The 21,788-nt window shown below is 65.9% G+C and carries 19 protein-coding genes; 9 read left to right on the forward strand and 10 right to left on the reverse strand.

Annotation, left to right across the window (positions count from 1 at the left end):
• Nucleotides 1-14: 14 nt before the first annotated feature.
• Nucleotides 15-1,397 carry a DNA repair protein RadA gene (radA, locus tag IFT58_RS11885; protein ID WP_188326547.1) on the forward strand — a complete coding sequence of 461 codons (1,383 nt, stop codon included), beginning with the start codon at nucleotides 15-17 and terminating at the stop codon, nucleotides 1,395-1,397.
• 150 nt (nucleotides 1,398-1,547) lie between these two features.
• On the opposite strand, the gene ccsA is transcribed toward radA, so the two are convergent.
• Nucleotides 1,548-2,345 carry a cytochrome c biogenesis protein CcsA gene (gene ccsA, locus IFT58_RS11890; protein ID WP_192095139.1) on the reverse strand — a complete coding sequence of 266 codons (798 nt, stop codon included), beginning with the start codon at nucleotides 2,343-2,345 and terminating at the stop codon, nucleotides 1,548-1,550.
• A gap of 245 nt (nucleotides 2,346-2,590) precedes the next feature.
• Between ccsA and ffh the strand changes: the two genes are divergently transcribed.
• From ffh to IFT58_RS11925, 7 genes are all read left to right on the forward strand, one after another.
• Nucleotides 2,591-3,967, forward strand: coding sequence for a signal recognition particle protein (gene ffh, locus IFT58_RS11895; RefSeq protein WP_188326549.1), 1,377 nt, complete (start codon nucleotides 2,591-2,593; stop codon nucleotides 3,965-3,967).
• Between the two features lie 13 nt (nucleotides 3,968-3,980).
• Nucleotides 3,981-4,796, forward strand: a complete 816-nt coding sequence (locus tag IFT58_RS11900) for an aminotransferase class IV (RefSeq protein WP_192095141.1) — start codon at nucleotides 3,981-3,983, stop codon at nucleotides 4,794-4,796.
• A gap of 112 nt (nucleotides 4,797-4,908) precedes the next feature.
• The gene (gene rpsP, locus IFT58_RS11905; protein WP_188326551.1) at nucleotides 4,909-5,169 is read left to right on the forward strand and encodes a 30S ribosomal protein S16; all 261 of its coding nucleotides are present in this window, start codon (nucleotides 4,909-4,911) and stop codon (nucleotides 5,167-5,169) included.
• 43 nt (nucleotides 5,170-5,212) lie between these two features.
• Nucleotides 5,213-5,725, forward strand: coding sequence for a ribosome maturation factor RimM (gene rimM / locus IFT58_RS11910; RefSeq protein ID WP_188326552.1), 513 nt, complete (start codon nucleotides 5,213-5,215; stop codon nucleotides 5,723-5,725).
• Nucleotides 5,725-6,498: a tRNA (guanosine(37)-N1)-methyltransferase TrmD gene (gene trmD, locus IFT58_RS11915; RefSeq protein ID WP_192095143.1), complete on the forward strand. Its 774-nt coding sequence runs from the start codon at nucleotides 5,725-5,727 to the stop codon at nucleotides 6,496-6,498. Before rimM ends, trmD begins: the two co-directional genes overlap by 1 nt.
• Before the next feature lie 158 nt (nucleotides 6,499-6,656).
• Nucleotides 6,657-7,061: a 50S ribosomal protein L19 gene (rplS, locus tag IFT58_RS11920; protein WP_188326554.1), complete on the forward strand. Its 405-nt coding sequence runs from the start codon at nucleotides 6,657-6,659 to the stop codon at nucleotides 7,059-7,061.
• Between the two features lie 88 nt (nucleotides 7,062-7,149).
• Nucleotides 7,150-7,530 carry a DUF6404 family protein gene (locus IFT58_RS11925; RefSeq protein ID WP_188326555.1) on the forward strand — a complete coding sequence of 127 codons (381 nt, stop codon included), beginning with the start codon at nucleotides 7,150-7,152 and terminating at the stop codon, nucleotides 7,528-7,530.
• 433 nt (nucleotides 7,531-7,963) lie between these two features.
• Here IFT58_RS11925 and IFT58_RS11930 read toward each other — a convergent pair whose 3' ends face one another.
• On the reverse strand, nucleotides 7,964-9,451 hold the full coding sequence (locus IFT58_RS11930; protein WP_192081715.1) for an MATE family efflux transporter: 1,488 nt from the start codon (nucleotides 9,449-9,451) through the stop codon (nucleotides 7,964-7,966).
• A gap of 178 nt (nucleotides 9,452-9,629) precedes the next feature.
• On the opposite strand from IFT58_RS11930, the gene IFT58_RS11935 reads away from it, so the two are divergent.
• Nucleotides 9,630-10,037, forward strand: coding sequence for an RNA-binding S4 domain-containing protein (locus tag IFT58_RS11935; protein ID WP_192095144.1), 408 nt, complete (start codon nucleotides 9,630-9,632; stop codon nucleotides 10,035-10,037).
• 165 nt (nucleotides 10,038-10,202) lie between these two features.
• Here the strand turns inward: IFT58_RS11935 and katG are convergent, their stop codons facing one another.
• The 8 genes from katG to IFT58_RS11975 form a co-directional block, all read right to left on the reverse strand.
• The gene (katG, locus tag IFT58_RS11940; protein WP_192095146.1) at nucleotides 10,203-12,440 is read right to left on the reverse strand and encodes a catalase/peroxidase HPI; all 2,238 of its coding nucleotides are present in this window, start codon (nucleotides 12,438-12,440) and stop codon (nucleotides 10,203-10,205) included.
• Nucleotides 12,441-12,585: 145 nt separating this feature from the next.
• Nucleotides 12,586-13,218 (reverse strand): DUF937 domain-containing protein, encoded by a 633-nt coding sequence (locus IFT58_RS11945; protein ID WP_192095149.1) that lies wholly within the window; start codon nucleotides 13,216-13,218, stop codon nucleotides 12,586-12,588.
• Nucleotides 13,219-13,333: 115 nt separating this feature from the next.
• Nucleotides 13,334-15,310, reverse strand: coding sequence for an acyltransferase family protein (locus IFT58_RS11950; RefSeq protein WP_192095150.1), 1,977 nt, complete (start codon nucleotides 15,308-15,310; stop codon nucleotides 13,334-13,336).
• A gap of 206 nt (nucleotides 15,311-15,516) precedes the next feature.
• Nucleotides 15,517-18,087 carry a DNA mismatch repair protein MutS gene (gene mutS, locus IFT58_RS11955; protein ID WP_192095192.1) on the reverse strand — a complete coding sequence of 857 codons (2,571 nt, stop codon included), beginning with the start codon at nucleotides 18,085-18,087 and terminating at the stop codon, nucleotides 15,517-15,519.
• 154 nt (nucleotides 18,088-18,241) lie between these two features.
• Nucleotides 18,242-18,592 (reverse strand): helix-turn-helix transcriptional regulator, encoded by a 351-nt coding sequence (locus IFT58_RS11960; RefSeq protein WP_192095152.1) that lies wholly within the window; start codon nucleotides 18,590-18,592, stop codon nucleotides 18,242-18,244.
• A gap of 130 nt (nucleotides 18,593-18,722) precedes the next feature.
• Nucleotides 18,723-19,820, reverse strand: coding sequence for a hypothetical protein (locus IFT58_RS11965; RefSeq protein WP_192095153.1), 1,098 nt, complete (start codon nucleotides 19,818-19,820; stop codon nucleotides 18,723-18,725).
• A 111-nt stretch (nucleotides 19,821-19,931) separates the two neighbouring features.
• Nucleotides 19,932-20,651, reverse strand: coding sequence for an EAL domain-containing protein (locus tag IFT58_RS11970; RefSeq protein WP_197974616.1), 720 nt, complete (start codon nucleotides 20,649-20,651; stop codon nucleotides 19,932-19,934).
• A 156-nt stretch (nucleotides 20,652-20,807) separates the two neighbouring features.
• Nucleotides 20,808-21,770 carry a cation diffusion facilitator family transporter gene (locus tag IFT58_RS11975; protein ID WP_188326563.1) on the reverse strand — a complete coding sequence of 321 codons (963 nt, stop codon included), beginning with the start codon at nucleotides 21,768-21,770 and terminating at the stop codon, nucleotides 20,808-20,810.
• Nucleotides 21,771-21,788 lie beyond the last annotated feature (18 nt).

Raw genomic sequence — 21,788 nt, forward strand, 5'->3', positions numbered from 1 at the left:
CAACCGGAATCATCATGGCCAAGAGCCGTACCGCCTACGTCTGCAGCGAATGTGGCGCCGACTACAGCAAATGGCAGGGTCAGTGCACCGAGTGCAAGGCCTGGGACACGCTGTCGGAGATCGTCGTGGAAAGCGCCGCCGCTGCCGGCGCACCGGCGTCACGGCGCAGTGGCTGGGCCGGCAAGATCGACCCGCCGAAGGTCACCGCGCTGAAGGACGTGGCGCAGACCGACCACATCCGGGTCAGCACCCGTATCGGCGAGTTCGACCGCGTGCTCGGCGGCGGCCTGGTGGAAGGTGCGGTGGTGCTGGTCGGTGGCGATCCTGGCATCGGCAAGTCCACTCTGTTGCTGCAGGCGGTGGCCCTGATGGCGGCCGAGTTGCCGGTGCTGTACGTCACCGGCGAAGAATCGCTGGCACAGGTGGCCGGCCGTGCGCACCGTCTGGAGCTGCCGCTGGAAGGCGTCAACGCGCTGGCCGAAACCTGCGTGGAAACCATCCTGCAGCATGCCGGCAAGGCCAAGCCGCGGCTGATCGTAGCCGACTCGATCCAGACGCTGTGGACTGAATCGCTGACCGCCGCACCGGGGTCGGTCAGCCAGGTGCGCGAGAGCGCCGCGCGGCTGGTGCGCTTTGCCAAAGAGACCGGCACGGCCGTGTTCCTGGTCGGGCATGTCACCAAGGAGGGCGGCATTGCCGGGCCCCGCGTGCTGGAGCACATGGTGGATGCGGTGCTGTATTTCGAGGGCGAGAGCGGCAGCCGCTTCCGCCTGCTGCGGGCGTTCAAGAACCGCTTTGGCGCGGTCAACGAGCTGGGCGTGTTCGCGATGGGCGACAAGGGCCTGAAAGAGGTCTCCAATCCGTCGGCGATTTTCCTGTCCGGCGGCAGCACGCGCCAGCCCGGTTCCTGCGTGATGGTGACCCGCGAGGGCACCCGCCCGCTGTTGGTGGAGGTGCAGGCACTGGTGGACTCCTCGCCGCTGTCCAATCCGCGCCGCGTGGCGGTGGGGCTGGAACAGAACCGGCTGGCGATGCTGCTGGCGGTGCTGCACCGCCACGGTGGCGTGGTGGTGGGCGACCAGGACGTGTTCGTCAACGTGGTCGGCGGCATCCGCGTGCAGGAAACCGCGGCGGATCTGCCGGTGCTGCTGGCGGTGCTGTCGTCCCTGCAGGATCGCGCGCTGGCGGAAAAGACCATCGCCTTCGGTGAGGTCGGGTTGTCCGGCGAGATCCGTCCAGTGCCCAATGGCGAAGACCGCCTGCGTGAAGCGGCGACCCACGGCTTCAAGCGCGCCATCGTGCCCAAGGCGAACGCGCCGAAGGGCGGCGCAGTGAAGGGCATGGAAGTGATCGCCGTGGAGCGGCTGTCCGAAGCGCTGGAAGCCGCTGCGCAGTAGCGATAGCGCCGCGCCATGCGCGGCGAGCGCAGCGGCGCACTTCGCGGTTTGCGTGCGGCGAGGGTGTCCGCCGAGCATGGCTCGGCGCTACCGGGTCATCGCGTGTCGCGGCCGCTCGGTAAGGAATGCGTGGGCATACGGCCCGATGCTTTACCGGGTCGTATGCCCGAATACCAGTTCGATCACGAACTGGCTGCCGAAGAACGCCAGCAACAGCAGCAGCATCGCGCTGAGGGTCCAGTGCACGGCCTTCAGCCCACGCCAGCCGTAACGGCGACGGCCAATCAGCAGCACACCGAAGACCAGCCACGAGAGCACGCTGAGCACCGTCTTGTGCACCAGCTTCTGTGCCAGCAGGTCATCGACGAACAGCACGCCGGTGACCAGCGTCAGGGTCAGCAGGGCGAAGCCCACGGTGATCACCCGGAACAGCAGTGATTCCAGATCGGCCAGCGGCGGCAGGGCGCGCAGCCACGGGCGGAACTCGCGGCGGCGCAGGGCGCGTTCCTGCAGCCACAGCATGATGGCCAGCAGGGCGGCGATGCTCAGCGTGGCGTAGGACAGCAGGGCCAGCCAGGCATGGCTGGCCAAGCGCCAGCCCAGCTCCCGGCTTGGTTCGTGTCCATAGCCGTGATACGCGGCCAGCAGCAGCGCGGCCAAGGGGAACACGACCACGCCGAGCGCCGCCATGCGCCCGCGCGCACCGACCAGCGAGGTCAGGCCGGCCATGCCCAGGCCCACCAGTGAGAGTGCGGCGAAGAAGTGCATGTCCGGGCCGCCGGCATTCTGCAGCGCCACCTGCACGTGGTAGCCCGCATGCAGCAAGGTGGCCGGCACCGCCGCCCACACCCAGCCGCGATTGGGGCGGGGCGCATCGCTGCCGACCGCGCGCACCAGCATCACGGAAGCGGTCAGGTAGAGCAGGGCAGCGATGAGAACGATTGTCATCGTAGAAGTTTCGCACACCCCCAGCACAGTAGCGACGACCCGTCGGTCGCACCCGGGCCGGCGGCACCGAGGCCCGGAACCCCGGTAGCGCCGACCCAGGGTCGGCGAGCGCGAAGCGCGGCCCGCGTCGGGCATCACAATCCCGCACAGCGTCCCCCAAGCACGGCCCGGCGCTACCGGTCCCGTTTCCCGGACCGGCTATACTGTATGCCTCATTGTTCCCCGTTCCAGACAGGTTGCATCGCATGTTCGAGTCCCTGACCCAGCGCCTTTCCGGCACCATCGAGCGCCTGCGTGGCCGTGGCCGCCTGACCGAGGAAAACATCCGCGACGCTACCCGCGAAGTACGCATCGCGCTGTTGGAAGCGGACGTTGCCCTGCCGGTCGTGCAGGCCCTGATCGAGCGCATCAAGGAGCGCGCGGTCGGCCAGGAAGTGTTGAAGTCGCTGACCCCGGGCCAGGCGCTGATCAAGGTCGTCCGCGACGAGCTGACCGCGGTGATGGGCGCTGAAGCGAGCGAGCTGAACCTCAATGTGCCGGCGCCGGCGATCATCCTGATGGCCGGCCTGCAGGGTGCGGGCAAGACCACCACGGTGGGCAAGCTGGCCAAGCACCTGAAGGAAAAGCGCAAGAAAAAGGTGATGGTGGTGTCGGCCGACGTCTACCGTCCGGCCGCTATCGAGCAGTTGAAGACGCTGGCCGACCAGGTGGGTGTGCTGTTCTTCCCGTCCAGCGCCGACCAGAAGCCGGAAGCGATCGTCCGCGCGGCCATCGACGATGCGCGCAAGTCGTTCGTCGATGTGCTGATTGTCGATACCGCCGGCCGTCTGGCGATCGACGAAGCGATGATGGCCGAGATCAAGGCCCTGCACGCAGCGGTCAATCCGGCGGAAACCCTGTTCGTGGTCGATGCCATGACCGGCCAGGATGCGGCCAACACCGCGAAGGCTTTCGGTGATGCGCTGCCGCTGACCGGCGTGGTGCTGACCAAGACCGACGGTGATGCGCGTGGCGGTGCCGCGCTGAGCGTGCGGCACATCACCGGCAAGCCGATCAAGTTCGTTGGTGTCAGCGAAAAGCCCGACGGCCTGGATGTCTTCCATCCCGACCGTATCGCCAGCCGCATCCTGGACATGGGCGACGTGCTGTCGCTGGTGGAGCAGGTTGAACAGCAGGTCGACAAGGACAAGGCCCAGAAGCTGGCCGAGAAGGTCGCCAAGGGCAAGAAATTCGACCTCAACGACATGCGTGACCAGTTGGAGCAGATGCAGAACATGGGCGGCATCGGCGGCCTGATGGACAAGCTGCCGGGCCTGGGCCAGATCCCGGAGCACCTGAAGCAGCAGGTCAGCCAGGGCAAGGAAGTGCCGCGGATGATCGCGATCATCGGCTCGATGACAAAGAAAGAACGCCGCAATCCGGGCCTGCTCAACGGTTCGCGCCGCGCCCGCATCGCGCGCGGCTCGGGCACCCAGCCGTCTGACGTGAACAAGCTGATGAAGCAGTACATGCAGATGGAAAAGATGATGAGCAAGATGGCCGGCGGCGGCATGAAGGGCATGATGCGCAGCATGAAGGGCATGATGGGCGCCATGGGCGGCCGCGGCCTGCCGTTCCGCTGATCATCGCCCGGTGATGAGCGCGGTCTGGTGCAACGGTGAGCCGGCAGACGCCGCCGCGTTGTCCGCCGCACTGGTCAATTACGGTCACTTCACATCGCTGCAGGTGCGCGATCGCGCGGTGCAGGGATTGGACCTGCACCTGCACCGTCTGGTGCAGGCCACCGGCACGCTGTTCGGCACGACGCTGGAGGCGCAGCAGGTGCGGCGCTGGATGGCATATGCGGTTGAGCACGCGGAGATGGCGGACGCTTCAATGCGGGTCACCGTATTTTCCCGCGCCTTCGATTTCCGCGATCCCTTGGCTGCCGTGCCGGTGGACGTCCTGGTGGCCGTGGGGGCGCCGGTGCAGTTGGCCGCCGTGCGCGCGGTGCGCAGCATCGGCTATCAGCGTGAGCTGCCGGCCCTGAAGCACGTGGGGACGTTCGGCCTGTTCCAGCAGCGGCGCGATGCCATGGCGGGCGGCTTCGACGATGCGCTGTTCCTGACCGCGGATGGTCTGGTCAGTGAAGGCACCACCTGGAATGTGGCATTTCTCGATGGCGAACAGCTGGTATGGCCGCAGGCGCCGGCCTTGCGCGGTACGGCCGAGGCACTGCTGCAGGCGCATTGGCAGGGGCCTCAGGTGCAGCGCGCCTATCACGCGGCGGAACTGGCCACGGCCACGGCGGCGTTTGCCTGCAACGCGAGCGGCATCTGGCCGTTGGGTGGCATTGACGGGCGTCTGTTGCCAGATTCCATCGCCTTGGCCGAACGGGCCCGGAGCGTCATGGCCGCCGTTGCCTGGCAATCACTGGACGAGCAAGCGGTGCCGTCCCGCCCTCCGGACTGACAGCCCATTCAGCCCGGAAAGGTCCGCTGGGGTTGGCGCGGACGAAAGCTGCCGCTATAATCGCCGGCTTACCGCGCCATCCTGGCGACTGGGTTACATAGGAAAATACACCATGGTCAAGATTCGACTGACCCGCGGCGGCGCCAAGAAGCGTCCCTTCTACCACATCATCGTGACCGACGTCCGTAGCGCCCGTGATGGCCGCAACATCGAGCGCGTTGGTTTCTACAACCCGGTTGCCCAGGGCGCCGAGAAGCGTATCGAGCTGGACCTGGCCCGCGTTGACCATTGGGTCAAGAACGGCGCCCAGCCGACCGACAAGGTGCGCAACCTGATCAAGGAAGCGTCCAAGTCCCAGGCCGCTGCGGCCTGATCATGAAGGGCCGCGCCCCGCGCGGCCCGTCTGGCCTACGCAGATGAAAGATATCGAGCGCCGGATCCTGCTGGGCAGGGTTGCCGGCGCTTTTGGTGTGCGCGGCGAAATAAAGCTCGAGTCGTTTACCGAGCCACGTTCCGCCATCTTCAATTACCAACCGTGGATCGTGCGCAGCCCCTCGGGGCAGGAATCGACGCTGACCGGCGTGCGCGGACGCGACACCGGCAAGCATCTGATCGCACGGTTCCCCGACGTCGACGACCGCGATGTGGTCGAAGCGATGCGTGGCACCGAGGTGTACGTGGCCCGCAGTGCGCTGCCGCCGCCGAAGCCCGATGAGTATTACTGGGTCGATCTGGAAGGCCTTGACGTGAAAACCGTCGAGGGCGTGTCGCTGGGCCAGGTGTCGCACCTGTTTTCCACCGGCTCCAACGATGTGCTGGTCACCCGCGGCGACCGTGAACGGATGATTCCGTTCGTGCTGCCGGAGTTCGTCAAATCGGTGGACTTCGACGCCAATCTGGTCGTGGTCGACTGGGATCCCGACTTCTGATGCGGTTCGACGTCATCACGTTGTTCCCTGAATTCCTCGCCCAGTCCGCTGGGCTGGGCGTGGTCGGACGGGCGCAGGAAAAGCAGCTTTTCAGCCTGCATGGCTGGAATCCGCGTGATTACGCCGAAGGCAATTACCGCCGGGTGGACGACCGTCCGTTCGGTGGTGGCCCCGGCATGGTGATGTTGATCGAACCGTTGCAGGCGTGTCTGGCGGCGGTGCGGGCGGCAGATCCGACGCCGGCGCGGCTGATTTACCTCAGCCCGCAGGGACGGCCGCTGACCCAGGCCAAGGTGCGGGAACTGGCGGCGTTGCCGCGCATGATCCTGCTCTGCGGCCGCTATGAAGGCATCGATGAGCGTTTCCTGCAGGGCGAGGTCGACGAGGAAATATCCCTCGGCGACTACGTGCTGTCGGGCGGCGAGCTCGGTGCCGCCGTGATCATCGACGCGGTTGCCCGGCTGCAGGAGGGGGCGTTGAACGACGCCGAATCCGCCGCCCAGGACAGCTTCGAAGGGGAACTGGGCCTGCTCGATTGCCCGCATTTCAGCCAGCCGGCCCAGCATCCACTGGGAAATGTGCCGGACGTGCTGCGGTCAGGCAATCACGCGGCCATCGCTGCCTGGCGGCGCCAGCAATCGTTGGTACGCACTGCACAGCGGCGCCCGGAGCTGCTGGACGAGGCCACCTTGTCCAAGGCAGATCGCAAGCTGCTGGAGCAGGGCAGGCAGGAGCTGGCTCGCCAGGTCCCGCCAACGGATCAAAAACCCTAGCGCGCTGGCCCCGGAGTGGGCTAGAATCGCGGATTACCTCGGCCGTTCACCGCCGACGTGCACGACACATAACAAACGTGCAGCACAGTCCAGTGACTGCATGAGCCCTACGTTGTCAATCGACACACCCACCCGAACATACGAATCGGTGTAACCCAATGAGCAAGCTGAACAAGTCCATCCTCGCAGATTTCGAATCTGCCCAGATCACCCGTGAACTGCCGAAGTTCAGCCAGGGCGACACCGTTGTCGTCAACGTGAAGGTGAAGGAAGGCAACCGCGAGCGCGTGCAGGCCTATGAAGGCGTTGTCATCGCGACCAAGAACGGCGGCCTGAACTCCGCATTCACCGTCCGCAAGATCTCGCACGGCTACGGCGTCGAGCGCGTTTTCCAGACCCACAGCGCCATCATCGACTCGGTCGAAGTGAAGCGTCGTGGTAAGGTCCGCGCCGGTAAGCTGTACTACCTGCGTGGCCTGGAAGGCAAGGCTGCCCGCATCAAGGAAGATCTGGCTGCTGCTGCGCAGGCCAAGGCCGCGCGCCTGGCTGCCAAGGCTCAGTAATACCTGTCGACGACTTCGGTTGTCGCCGCAACGGCCGCCTTCGGGCGGCCGTTTGCGTTTGGGTGGCGGGAGCCGCTATGTTCCGGGGATGAATGCACAACCTCCCCTGATTCCCGAACATTACCCACCGCAGGTGCAGCGCGCCCTGCAGAAACTGGATGCCGCCGGTGCGAAACGCGCGATGTCCGCCCCGCCCCTCTATCGCCTGTTCTGGCGACTGGGCTGGGACGTGGCACCGCCGGTGCTGGCCAGCTTCGCCACCAACGTGCTCACCACCGGCCTGTGGTTCGGTGCCGGCTGGGGACTGGCGATGTGGCTGCTGTTCTGGCGCACCACCGGCATGACCGGCGCCACGATGGTGGCGGCGGGATTGCTGGCGGGGCTGTTGTTCGGCGTCTGCATGGCCTTGCTGCTGCGCTACCAGCGCCAGCGCCTTGGGCTCCCGTTGTGGAGCGAAATCAACCACTGAGATCGCGCCGCGCCTTGTGATGCGGCGGGGTATATCGGCGCGGCGGGATATATCGGCGCGGCGGGATGACTCGACGCGGCGGGATAAATCGACGCGGCGGGATAAATCGGCGTGGCGGGGATGAATCGACGCGACGGGATGAATCGACGCGGCGGGATGAATCGGCGCGGCGGGATAAATCGACGCGGCGGGATGACTCGACGCGACGGGATGATTCGTGCCTCGGTAGAGCCGACTTCAGTCGGCTGCTTTTCGATGGAGCAGCCGACTGAAGTCGGCTCTACCAGAGCTGGGCATGGGGCAGCCGACTGAAGTCGGCTCTACCCGATCCGGGCATGGAGCAGCCGACTGAAGTCGGCTCTACCTGGACCCGGACGCGGACCAGGATCCGGATCCGGGGGGGCGCGGGCGGTGGTGGCGTGCCACCGGCGGCTCAGCGCGGTGGGGCGGCCGGGGACACGGCCGTCGGTGCCGCCATCTCCAGCGCGGCATCCGGGTCGGCGACCGGGGACGGCGGGCTGGCCGGGACCTCGGCGGGCGTGCCGTGTGCCGGGGTACCCATCATCCGTGCCTTGCGCCAGCCACCCCAGCGGTAATACGCCAGCGACAGCAGCATCGACACCAGCGAACTGGCCGGGAAACTCCACCAGATCGCATCCACGCCCAGGTAGGGCTGCAGCAGTTCGGCAAAGGGCACGCGTACGCCCCACAACGACCCGGCCAGGATCAGCAACGGCGCCAGCACCGCGCCGGTGGACCGCACCACGCCGGAGATCACGAAGCTGACACCGAAGAACAGGAACGACCACACCGCGATGTGGTTGAGGTGGCGCGCGGCCTCCAGCGCTTGGCTGCCGTCGGGCAGGAACAACGCCAACGTGTAGCGGTCGAGCAGGATCAGCGGGGCGATCAGCACGCCGGTCATCAGGAAATTGAACAGCACGCCCTGCCGCGCGGTGGCGCGCACCCGTCCCCACTGCAGCGCGCCCACGTTCTGCGCGGCCATCGACGAACACGCCGCGCCGATCGCCATCGCCGGCATCTGCACATACGTCCACAACTGCAGTGAAGCGCCGTAGGCCGCTGCGGTATCGGTGCCGTACTGGTTGACCATGGTCATCAACATGATCATCGACAACGAGATCAGCACCATCTGCAGGCCCATCGGCACGCCCTTGACCACCAGCGCTTTCAGGATCGGCAGGTCCACTTTGAACAGCGCCATGTCCTTGCGACCCAGCCACAGCACGTGGCGCTTGTGGCGCATGTACAGCAGCAACGCAATCAGCGACAGGGTCTGCGCGATCAGGGTCGCCCACGCGGCGCCCGCGATGCCGAGCTCGGGCAACGGGCCCAGCCCGAAGATCAGCAAGGGGTTGAACACGATATCCAGCGCGACCGAAACCAGCAGGAAGCGGAACGGCGTGCGCGAATCGCCCGCACCGCGCATGGCCGCACTGAGGAAGGCGAACGCGTACAGCGTGGGCATCGCGAGGAAGATGACTTTCAGGTAGGCCTCGGCCAGGGGCAGCGACTCGGCCGGTGTGCCCATCGCGGACAGCAGCGGATGCGCAAGGAACCAACCGGCCACCGCGATCACCACCGACAGGCCGATGAAGAAGGTGGCGCTGGTGCCCATCACCCGACGCGCCTGGCTGATGTCCTTGGCGCCCATGGCCTGCCCGATCAGGATCGTCGACGCCATGCCGATGCCGAAGACCGAACCGATCAGGAAGAACATGATGTTGTTGGCGTTGGCTGTCGCCGTCAGCGCGGCCTCGCCGAGGAAGCGCCCGACCCAGACCGCATTCACCGAGCCATTCAACGACTGGGCGATGTTGCCCGCCAGGATCGGCAGCGAGAACAGCAGCAGGTTGCGGCCGATCGGGCCGGAGGTCAGGTCAAGGGGCGCTTTTGCCATGGACTGGGGATCGAACGGACGTGCGCGAACACTAGCACTTGGCGGGTCTGCAGGATGTGGCGGTGAATCATTCACCGATGGGTACTGCAGGCAGCCGGGGGAACCTTGATTGCTGGAGGGAAGCCCGCATGTCCTGAGCACAATCACCTTGAATCCGCGAACGGAGCAACCCCTGTCGATGACCGAGCTTTCCCTGCCGCAGCCCAGCGTCCGTCTGGACATCTGGTTGTGGGCGGCACGATTCTTCAAGACCCGCAGCTTGGCCAAGCAGGCGGTGGACACCGGCAAGGTGGCCGTGGCCGGACAGCGACCGAAGTCATCACGTGCGGTGCGTGTGGGCGAGCAGCTGACCATCGAACGGGGCGAAGAGCACTTCGAGATCGCGGTGGCCGCGCTCAGTGATCAACGCGGGCCGGCGACCATGGCGCAGCAGCTGTACGTCGAAACCGAGGCGTCCAAGGCGCGGCGTGCCGAGAAGCGCGCACTGCGCATCGCTGCGCGTGATGGCTACCAGGCGCCGGAACACAAGCCGGACAAGCGGGCGCGCAAGTTGATCCGTGCCCTGGGTGATCTGGACGCTATCTAGCCGTCATGGCGTCAATCGCATAGGTCAGGAACCGACGCTTCTACCTATGACGTGACCGTAATGGAACTGCATCATGGGCGCGCGCCGCTTCAGCGAACACGCTCGCCCGTCCTTGCCGACAGGTACCGGCATCACACCGGTACCTGTCGCCCGCACTGCGCAGGCTTACGCGTGCAGGTCGTAGCGGTCCAGTTCCATCACGCGCGTCCAGGCGGCGATGAAATCCTGCACGAACTTCTTCTGCCCGTCGTTGCTGGCATACACCTCGGCAAGCGCACGCAGCACCGAGTGCGAGCCGAACACCAGATCCGCACGGCTTGCGGTCCAGCGCGTGGTACCGCCGCTGCGGCTGATGCCTTCATAGCCATCGCCTGCAGCCTTCCATTGCGTGCCCAGGTCCAGCAGGTTGACGAAGAAGTCGTTGCTCAACGTGCCCGGCCGGTCGGTCAGTACACCGTCCTTGCTGCCGTCCACCGTCGTGCCCAGCACGCGCAGGCCACCGACCAGAGCGGTGAGTTCGGGCGCGGTCAGGGTCAGCTGCTGCGCCTTGTCGATCAGCAGTGATTCGGCGGGGACGCTGTAACGGCCCTTCAGGTAGTTACGGAAGCCATCGGCCGCCGGCTCCATCACCGCGAACGAGTCGACATCGGTCTGTTCCTGGCGGGCATCGGTACGGCCCGGGGTGAACGGTACGCTGACGTCATGGCCCCCCGCCTTGGCGGCCTGTTCGATGCCGACACCGCCCGCGAGCACGATCAGGTCGGCCAGTGAAACCTGATGGCCACCCTGGCCATTGAACTCGGACTGCACCGTTTCCAGTGCGGCCAGCACCTTGGCGAGCTGCTGCGGCTGGTTGACCGCCCAGTCTTTCTGCGGGGCGAGGCGAACACGCGCACCATTCGCGCCACCGCGCTTGTCGCCGCCGCGGAAGGTCGATGCCGAGGCCCACGCCGTGGACACCAGCTCGGCGATGCTCAGGCCGGTTGCGCTGATCTTCTGCTTCAGCGTGGCGATGTCCTTGGCATCGATATGCGGCTGCGTTGCGGCCGGCACCGGATCCTGCCACACGAATTCTTCGGCCGGGATCTCCGGCCCCAGGTAGCGCGCACGCGGCCCCATGTCACGGTGGGTCAGCTTGAACCACGCACGTGCAAAGGCATCGGCGAAGGCCTGCGGATCGGCGAGGAACTTCCGCGAAATCTTCTCGTACGCGGGGTCGAAGCGCAGCGCCAGGTCGGTGGTGAGCATGCTCGGACGGTGCTTCTTCGACGAATCGAAGGCATCGGGAATGACCGCCTCGGCGTCCTTGGCCACCCACTGGTGCGCACCGGCCGGGCTCTTGGTCAGCTCCCACTCGTACTTGAACAGGTGCTCGAAGAAGTCGTTGCTCCACTGCGCCGGCGTGCGCGTCCACGTCACTTCGAGGCCGCTGGTGATGGTGTCGCCGGCCTTGCCACTGCCGTAGCGGTTGCGCCAGCCCAGGCCCTGGTGTTCCAGGTCATCCGCTTCCGGTTCAACGCCGACATTGTCGGCCGGGCCGGCACCGTGCGTCTTGCCGACCGTATGGCCACCGGCGATCAAGGCAACGGTCTCTTCGTCGTCCATCGCCATGCGGCCGAACGTATCGCGGATGTCATGCGCGGCGAGCACCGGATCCGGGTTGCCGTCCGGACCTTCCGGATTGACGTAGATCAGGCCCATCTGCACCGCGGCCAGCGGGTTTTCCAGCTTGCGCGAATGCACATCGCCATCGGCATCGTCATCGGACACCAGTACGCCGCCGGCTTTCTCCACGCCTTCCGAGCCGTGCTTGTAGCGCTCGTCACCGCCCAGCCACGTGGTTTCGCGACCCCAGTAGACGTCCTGGTCCGGCTCCCAACTGTCCGCACGACCGCCGGCAAAGCCGATCACCTTGAAGCCCATGGACTCCAGCGCGACGTTGCCGGTGAGGATGAGCAGGTCGGCCCAGGAGATGGCCTGACCATACTTCTGCTTGATCGGCCACAGCAGGCGACGTGCCTTGTCCAGGCTGACGTTGTCCGGCCAGCTGTTGAGGGGAGCGAAGCGTTGCTGACCCCGGCCACCACCACCGCGGCCATCGCCGACGCGATACGTGCCCGCGCTGTGCCACGCCATACGCACGAACAGGCCGCCGTAATGGCCGAAGTCGGCCGGCCACCAGTCCTGCGAATCGGTCATCAGCTGCGTGAGGTCGGCCTTGAGGGCGGCGTAGTCGAGCTGATTGAACGCTTTGGCGTAATCGAACTGCGGATCGAGCGGATTGGAGCGCGCGGAATGCTGGTTGAGCAGGTCAACGCGCAGCTGCTTGGGCCACCAATCCTGATTGGTGGTGCCTTCACCAGTGACGGCATGGTTGAAGGGACATTTTGCTTCGCTTTTCATGGGTAGCTACCTGTGTACTGGCGAGGAGGATCGACCTGACCAACCTAAGCACGTATGCGCAATCGGTACAGTCGATTTATTCAACCATGCTGATAGGTCTGGGCTATAGGACAGGGCCTGCACGTCATGCGTTTTCGCAATCGACTCAGGGGCGCTTGCCGAACAAGCCGCTGCCGATCTTCATGACGTCACCGATCCCGAACTTGCCGTCACCATCCTGATCCAGCAGGCCAGCGAGGCCACCGCCGGCCATGCCGGAGGCCTGCGCCTCCTGACCCAATTCCTGGCTGAGCTGGCCGGCATTGCCCTGCTGTGCAAAACGCTGTGCCAGGTACGACATGACAATGGGCGCGAGCAGGGCGAGCAACTGGTTGGACCTGCCGCTGTCCAGGCCGGTTTTCTGGCCGAGCAACTGGGCAGCCTGCGGCGTTTGGCCACCGAACACATGGCCGAGGATGCCTGCACCGTTGGTGGCCTGGCCGCCGCCGCCGCCCAGCACCGCACCGAGCAGGCCCCCCAGATCGAGGCCCCCGGACGCAGCCCCTGGAGCGGCCGCGCTGACGGTCGAATGGTCTCGCTGCAAGGCATTCAGCAGCGACTGCGCGCCTTGGGGGTTGCTGGCGTTGTTGCCCAGCGCCCCCATCAGCAGCGGCAGGGCGGACTGGATGGCCTGGCTTGCCTGGTTGCTGTCCACGCCCAGCGTCTTGGATACCTGCTGCAGGGCAGGGCCCTGCTGCAGTTGCTGGAGGAGAGTGGAAGTGAGCGAGGAAGCATTCATGGCGGAGCTCCTGGGCGGTGGATGGGAAACCGCCCGAGCATAGCGCTGCGTGCACTAGCCCGGTGCGAAGGCCTCACGCCGCGCTCGAACACGCCAACCACAAGCCCGGCCCCTGTCACTCCTCGGTGCCTTGGCCAATCCGCAGCAGCAGTCGGTCGAAATCAGGCAGGAGTACCCGGTTGCCGTGCCCGCTGAGGTGATCCTGATCGAAGAACAACGGCTGCTCGCCATCCATCGCCGTGCAGCGCTCAGCCGTGCATAGCAGTGGCATGGGGTCCCATATGTGCACGGCGGGGTACCGCGCGGCCAAGCGTTGCAGCAGCGCCATCTGTGGGGCCCGCAGTGCTTCCATCTGTGCGCGGGACACGCTCAGCCCACCGGCGCAGGCCGGGTTCATCCGGTTGAAAGCGTCAGAGCACCGGTAAGCGGCCGAACGAAACACCGGCAGGGGGGCATCAATGATGACCTGCACCTTCAGCGGTTCCAGTCGCGCCAGCACAGCATCCGCCTCACGCTCGGCTGCAGCTTCATCAGCCGCACTGCGCTCATTACGCAGCGTGGCAAAGGCTGCCTCCTCTCCACCGCTGAAGTCCACATCGCGCAGTTCCGGCATGCGCAGGGACGCGAGCAGTACGATGTCGCCGGGCCGCGCATCGCGTTCGATCCCGGACAGCACGCGTTCCAGGTAGGGCGCACACTGGTCGCTGCTGGCACGCAACAGATTGACGATGCTGCAACCGCCTCGCTCATCCATGTGCAGGTTGAGGTCGAACTGCCGCGCCGCGATGCTCACCATGTTGCGATACGCCGCCGCGTGCGAGTCGCCGGCCACGAACAGATTGCGGCCCGCCAGTGCAGGTGCATCGATCGTTTCAACCGGCATCCACTTCGGTTGCCGCTGCGCCCGCCAGGTGTAGCCGTCGCCGGTGGTGCTCAGTGACAGACTGTCTGTGTACTGGACGGTGGTCCAGGCGGCTGCCGTGGACACACCCAGCCCGGCCATTGCGACGAGCAGGATCTTGCCGGGATGCCAGCGTTTGCCCCAACCTGCCGCGCGCACCGGGCATTCCACCCAGTGGTAGGACGCGCTGGCCAGCATCAGCAACAGCACCGGATAGGCCCACAACGCGATGCCCTGCATGCCGTAGGTCCAGCGCAGCAGCACCAGCAGCGGCCAGTGCCACAGATACAGTCCGTAGGAAAGGCGGCCTAGGTAGGCCAGCGGACGCCACTGCAGCGCGCGCAGCAACGGCTGCGCGCGCTGGGCACCGGCGGCCGCCGTCGCCGCCGCAAGCAACATCAGCGTGCCGACGACGGTGCCTATCACCCCCGGGACCGGGGACAGCAACTCCGGTACGAACAGGAAGCCGACCACCAGCAGCAGCAGACCCGGCAGTGCCCAGCCTTGCCAGTGGGGGGCCAGCCGACGCGTGGCGACGAACTGGTACAGCAGTGCGCCCGAGGCCAGTTCCCAGAATCGTGCGGGCAGCAGGTAGAACGCCGACACCGGCGCAGAACGCGTCTGCCAAGCGCCGAAGCACAGCGATGCCAGTGCGAGTACCGGCAGCAGCCACCGCGACCACGCCTGTGTGTGTCTGCCGCGCAGCCAGACCAGGAACAGCAGCGGGAACAGCAGGTAGAACTGCTCTTCCACACCCAGCGTCCAGGTGTGCAGGAAGGGGTTGAGATCGGCACCGGGCGAGAAGTAATCGCCACCCTGCCAAGCCAGAACGAAGTTGCTGACGCCCAGCAGTGCGCCCAGGCCGGTCTGGTCGAACTGCTCGTTCCGCCACGCACGCGGGATGAGCAGTGCGGACAACAGGAAGGTAACCAGCAGCACCAACAGCAGCGCCGGTAGCAGGCGCAGCACCCGCCGCCGATAGAAATCCAGCAGGAAGCGGCCCGCGTGGTCGTTCGGCCGTGAGGCCAGTGATTGGCTGATGACGAAGCCGGAGACGACGAAGAACAGGTCGACGCCGGTGAAACCGCCGGGCAGCAGCGTGGCGTCGACATGGAATAAAATCACCGCGATGACGGCGAGCGCGCGTAGGCCGTCGATAGCGTTGTCACGGCGTGGTGTCGTATAGGACATGGATGATTCCGTGGCAGACGATGCCGCAGGATCAGAGCGATGGTCTGCCCGGACAAGTGGCAGACACGACAGTGCTGAGAGCGGTTGGGCTGGCGTTGCGTCGCGGCAGCCGACTGAAGTCGGCTCTACCTGGGTGCGGCGGCGGCAACGTTACCGCTGCCGCTTGCCTGGCTGATTCCGGCGCGTCACTACCGCGCCGGCAGGGCTCAGATCAGCGCTTTCAGCCGGTACAGCGCTTCCAGCGCCTGGCGCGGGGTCAGCTCGTCCGGATCGACCGCCGCCAGGGCGTCCAGCGCGGCCGTATTGTGTGCAGCAAACAAGCCGAACTGCTGCGGTGCATCCAGCGCCTGCGGTGCAACCGCAGCGGACTGGGTCTCGCCACCACGCTGTTCCAGCTCGGCCAGACGGCGACGCGCCTGCGCCACCGTTGCCCGCGGCAGGCCGGCCAGCGCCGCGACCTGCAGGCCGAAGCTGCGGTTCGCCGGCCCGTCCTTTACGGCATGCATGAACACCAGTCGCTCGTTGCCGCCTTGGTCGGTGTGCTCCACCGCATCCAGATGCACATTCGCGATGCCGCTGCGGCCCCCTTCGTGCTGTTCGTCGGCCAGGGCGGTCAGCTCGAAATAGTGCGTGGCAAACAGCGTGTAGCAGCGGTTGTGCCATGCCAGATGACGGGCCACCGCATCGGCCAGCGCCAGTCCGTCGTACGTCGATGTGCCACGGCCGATCTCATCCATCAACACCAACGAATGCGCCGTGGCGTGGTGCAGGATGTAACTGGTTTCGGCCATCTCCACCATGAAGGTGGACTGCCCGCGCGCGAGGTCGTCGCCTGCACCGATGCGCGTCAGGATGCGGTCGATCGGACCGATCACCGCGCGGCTGGCCGGCACGAAACTGCCGATATGGGCCAGCAGCACGATCAACGCGTTCTGCCGCATATAGGTGGATTTACCGCCCATGTTCGGGCCGGTGATGACCAGCATGCGGCGGTCCGGATGCAGGTCCAGGTCATTGGGTTCGAAGGGCTGGTCACGCACCGCTTCCACCACAGGATGGCGACCGCGCTCGATCTTCAGGCAGGGCGCCGTTTCCAGCTCCGGGCGCGACCAGTCCAGCGCCTGCGCGCGTTCGGCGAAGCCGGCCAGTACGTCCAGTTCGCTCAGGGCGCCGGCGCACTGCTTCAGTGGTTCCAGGCACTCGCCCAGCGTGTCGAGCAGTTGCTCGTACAACTGTTTCTCACGCGACAGCGAGCGGTCTCGCGCTGACAGCACCTTGTCTTCGAAGGTCTTCAGTTCTTCAGTGATGTAGCGCTCGGCATTGGTCAGTGTCTGGCGGCGGGTGTAATGCACCGGCGCGCGATCAGACTGTCCCTTGCTGATTTCGATGTAGTAACCGTGCACGCGGTTGTAGCCGACTTTCAGCGTGGCGATGCCGCTGCTCTCGCGCTCGCGCTGCTCCAGGTCCACCAGGAACTGGTCCGCATGGGTGGACAACCGGCGCAGTTCGTCCAGCTCGTCATCGAAGCCATCGGCCAGCACGCCGCCATCGCTGAGCTTGAGCGGTGGCATTTCGGCGATCGCGCTGGCCAGCAGGCGCGCGCAGTCGTCATGCTCGCCAAGCAGCTGATGCAGCGCCTGCAGGCGCGGCGAATCGAGCGGCGCCAGCACCTCGCGCACGGCCGGCAGCAGGCCAAGTCCATCGCGCAACGTGGAGAAATCGCGCGGTCGCGCCGAGCGCAGGGCCACGCGGGTGAGGATGCGTTCCAGGTCGCCCAGGCGGCGGAACTGCTCGCGGATGTCCGCCTCCGCGCCGCGGTCGATCAGCGTTTCCACCGCGTGGTGGCGCTGCACCAGCACATCGCGCAGGCGCAGCGGGCGATGCAGCCAACGGCGCAGCAGACGGCCGCCCATCGGGGTGACGGTGCTGTCCAGGACGCCGAGCAGGGTGTTGCGCGTATCACCGTCCACGCGCGTATCCAGCTCCAGGTGACGGCGCGTGGCGGCGTTCATGGCGATCGCTTCGCCCGCGTCTTCCATCGCGATGGACGTCAGGTGGGGCAGGCGCTGCTTCTGCGTTTCTTCCACATAGCCCAGCAGCGCACCGGCCGCGCCGGTGGCACGCGGTTTGTCATCGATACCGAAGCCGCTGAGGTCATGCAGCTTGAAAAAAGTCAGCAGCTGGCGGCGGCCGCTATCGGCGTCGAACAGCCACGGCGCGCGTAGGCGCACGCCCTTGCGCTGGCGCAGGAACTCGGGCCAGTTGTCTTCGTCGGGCACCAGCAGTTCGGCCGGTTCCAGACGGGCCAGCTCTGCCTCCAGCGCGTCGTCGGTGTCCACTTCGTTGACCAGGAAGCGACCACCGGCCAGATCGGCCCATGCCAGCCCGTAACCGGACTTGCTGCGCGACAACGCCATCAGCAGGGTGTCGCGACGCTCATCCAGCAGCGCTTCGTCGGTGACCGTACCGGGAGTGACGATGCGCACGACCTTGCGTTCAACCAGCCCCTTGGCCAGGGCCGGATCGCCGATCTGTTCGCAGATGGCGACCGACTCGCCCAGCGCGACCAGCCGGGCCAGGTAGCCCTCGTAGGCGTGGACGGGGACGCCGGCCATCGGAATCGGCGCGCCGCCTGAACTGCCGCGCTGGGTCAGGGTGATGTCCAGCAGGCGGGCGGCTTTGCGGGCGTCGTCGTAGAAGAGCTCATAGAAGTCGCCCATGCGGAAGAACAGCAGCAGGTCCGGGAACTCGGACTTTGCGGCGAAGAACTGCTTCATGAGCGGGGTGTGTTCGGGCTGCTTCTGGGTCACGCGGGGGCCATCGGGATACGGGTGCGGGCACGGGGTGGCCGCGGGTTGACCATTGTAGGGGAGGGGGGCGATGGGGGCGATGGCTTGGTCTGCACTGGTCAACCCCCTTGCAAAGCTCGGCTCATCTGGGCGTCACTGCAACCCGTTGGGCTGACGCTCTTGATCTTGGCCTGCTGGCACGGCTGCGCATGACGATTTTTGCCCGATCCACCGCAATCATTTCGTCGATGGACTGGATACCCATTTCGAACAACCTGTCGAGGCCGCTTTCCAAGCGTAGCGCTTGGGCAACCTTGATGATTGTCCTGAAGGCGCAGTCGCCTGTGCGCTCCATCTTGCGGATGGTTCCAAGCGAGACCCCGGTCCGCTGCGCCAGATCGACCTGCGTCATGTTGCGCGCGATGCGTGCAAGCTTGATCCGTCTTGCCATCTCGGTCGATATCTCGTCGGGCGTTGCGAGACTGAACTTCACCACGTCATCCGTCTTGAAAAGAACGCCATTGTCTGAGTGACCGCTAATTTAATGATCTTTGGTGGGTCTATCTGCACGCAAGCGCCAAGATAGTGGTGTTTAAGCTAGCACGCTCTCGGCGTAACACATTTCAGAAATAGAACCCCACATTGAGATTGAGCCGCGAGCGCCAGCGCGGCGGTCTTCCGTCATTGATGCCGATGCCTTCACCCCCAGCGAACCACATGTCCTTGCCGGCTATCCAGTCCACGTAGGTCAGCATGATGCCCTTCTGCAGGCTGCAGCCGCTGACGTTCTGCACGGAGGTGCGCGTGCCCGCCGTGCGCTGCACCGGGCGCGCCGCACTCAGGTTGTTGTAGCAGGTGATGTCATCCAGCCAGCGCTGCTCGCCGAACGAATAAGCCAGGTTCACCGACGGCACATCCGCGTGCGCGGCGATCTCGAACGGCGCCTGGAAGGCGGACAGCGCGATGCGCTCGCCGGGGACGTCGTAACGGTAGCGCGCCCATTGCACCTGCGCCGTCCAGCCCTCGCGCTGCCACTGCGCATGCACGGCAGCACCGTGGTGCCCGTGATGGCGGCGCGTCTGTGTGTTCTGCACGGTGCCACTGAAGCCCGACGCGCCCACCAACACCTCACCGCCCGCCCAGTCGGTGCTCCGCTCGTAGCGCAGGTGCACACGGTCGCGTTCGCGGTAGGGCAGCCCCGGCACCTGCGCCACGTCGAAGGAATACCGATCCGTGCGGGAGCCGGTGCCGTATTCGTCGCCGGCAAACCAGCCGATGTGCCACGCGTGCGCACCCCGCTGGTGACTCACCACCACGCCGGGATCGTAGTCGTCTTCGATGCCGAGGTAATAGCCCGCACCGAACCAGAAACTCTGCGACACCGTGGGCAGCAGGCCGAAGGGCACCTGCTGGATGCCGGCGGTAACGAGCGTGGATTCCGTGGCCTGCCATCCGACCTGCGCGTGATGCACCGCGTCGAAGCCGTCGTACCAGCGATACTGTGCGGAGAACGTAAGCGGCCCGCTGCCTGCTTTGATGTCCGCGCGCAGCAGCTCCAATTGCAGCCTGCTGGTGGGGCCATAGTCCAGCCATCCGTAGTTGAAGCGTACCGCGCCGCCGATGTCAGCGTAGGGCGCGGTAGTGGATGACGGCGCATCCTCTGCGCGTAGTTCAGTGCTGGACCACGCGGTGGCCAACAGCAACGGGAGTGCTTTCTTCATAGCGCCGTCGGGCTCCAGGAAGCGGAAGAAGGCCAGACACCTTAACGCGTCGCTGTGAGGATATTGACCACGATGCGGGTTGCGCGCGCTGCTTCGCGCACACGGGTGCCATCACTCCGATGCCGTGGCAGGCAGGCGCAGTTGTTTCCAGAGCGCGGCATCGACGCTGCCCAGTGCCTCCAGTTGCGGCTTCCCGAACAGGTAGCCTTGGTACAACGCGATGCCCAGCGAACGCAGGAACTGGTACTCCGCCACGGTCTCCACGCCCTCGGCCAGGACCGTCGAGCCGACCGACGTGCCGATGTCCACGACCCCCCTGACAATGGCTTGGCGCACCGGGTCGGTGTCGATGCCACGGATCAGTGCCATGTCCAGTTTCAACAGATCCGGCTGGAAATCGGCGAGCAGGGTCAGCCCGGCATAACCGGCGCCGAAGTCATCGATCGCGGTCAGGAACCCGCGGGCGCGGTAGTCGCGGAAGATGCGGGTGATGTGCAGGCGGTCGCGCATCTGCTCGGCTTCGGTGGTCTCGAAAATCAGTTTTTCGGTCGGGAATCCGCAGGCCTGCGCAGCGCTCAAGGTGAGGCGGATGCAGGTGGCCGGCTCATACACGGCGTTGGGAAAAAAGTTGATCGACAGCCGCTCACGCAGCCCGAGGCGCGAGGCGGTTTCGATGGCCTTGACCCGGCAGGTCTGGTCGAAACGGTACAACTGCTCCGGGTGCACCTGGGCGATGACATCCGCCGCACTGCCGCCGTCCATCGAGCGCACCAGCGCCTCGTAGCCGAAGATGGATTCGTCGCGGGCATCCACGATGGGCTGGAAGGCCATGCGGACGTCGAAATCCAGTCGGTTGTCACCCTGGCAGCCCGCGCAGGGATGCGGGCTGCCGCCCGTGCCGAAGAAACGTTCCAGGTACATCAGCAGTCTCTCGAGTGGATAGCGTCATGGTGCCGCGAACGGCGGGGCGTGCCAAGCCGGCGTCCGTCATTCCGCCGGTGCGGGACCGGCCAGCATCGCGGCACGTCGTGCCCGATAGGTTTCCGGCGTCTGCGGCTTGATGAACAGGGCCGTCAGCTCCGGATACTCGCTTCTCACCGTAGTCTCGATGCGCGCGATGCAGGCCTCGATTTCCGGCGTGGTGCAATCATCTTCGAACTCCGCGCTCAGCATCGCCACGACTTGATTGGGCCCCATCTGCATGGTGCTCAGGCCGTTGGCGTGGCGCAGGTCAGGATCGGCGTTGGCTACGGCCATGATGCGTTCGGCCACGTGCGGGTGCGCCGGTTCGCCGACGAGCAGACCCTTGGTTTCACGGGCGAGCAGGAAGGCCGTGAGCGCCAGCACGCCGGCGATGCACAGCGACGCCACGCCATCCAGGACGGGCATGTCCAGCACCTGCGCGGCCAGCAGGCCGGCCATCGCAAAGAAGAGCCCGAGCAGGGCGGCGCTGTCTTCCAGCAGGACGGTGAACGTGGTGGGGTCCTTGCTGCGCCGGAACGCTTCGAAGTAGCCCATGCTGCCCTTCGTAGCGCGGAACTCGCGCAGCGCGATCCACCACGAAGCGCCTTCGAACACCATGGAGACGCCCAGCACCACATAGCTCACGGTGTGGTTCGTGGCCGGCTCCGGATGGCGGATGTGCTGGATGCCTTCGTAGGCCGATACGCCTGCACCGGCCGCGAACACCAGCAGGGCCACGATGAAACTCCAGAAATACAGCTCGCGACCGTGGCCGAAGGGGTGGGCCGCATCCGGCTTGCGCTCTGCGCGGCGCAGTCCGTACAGCAGGAGCACCTCGTTGATGGTGTCGACCAGCGAGTGCACACCCTCGCTGACCATGGCCGAGCTGCCCGATATACCGGCGGCGACGAACTTGGCGATGGCGATGGCGAGGTTGCCGGCGAGGGCGGCATAGATGACGAGACGGGAGCCGGAGGGCTTGGCCATGGTGGGGGAACCGGTGGG

The sequence above is a fragment of the Stenotrophomonas sp. CFBP 13718 genome, assembly GCF_014842145.1.
Classification (GTDB): Bacteria; Pseudomonadota; Gammaproteobacteria; order Xanthomonadales; family Xanthomonadaceae; genus Stenotrophomonas.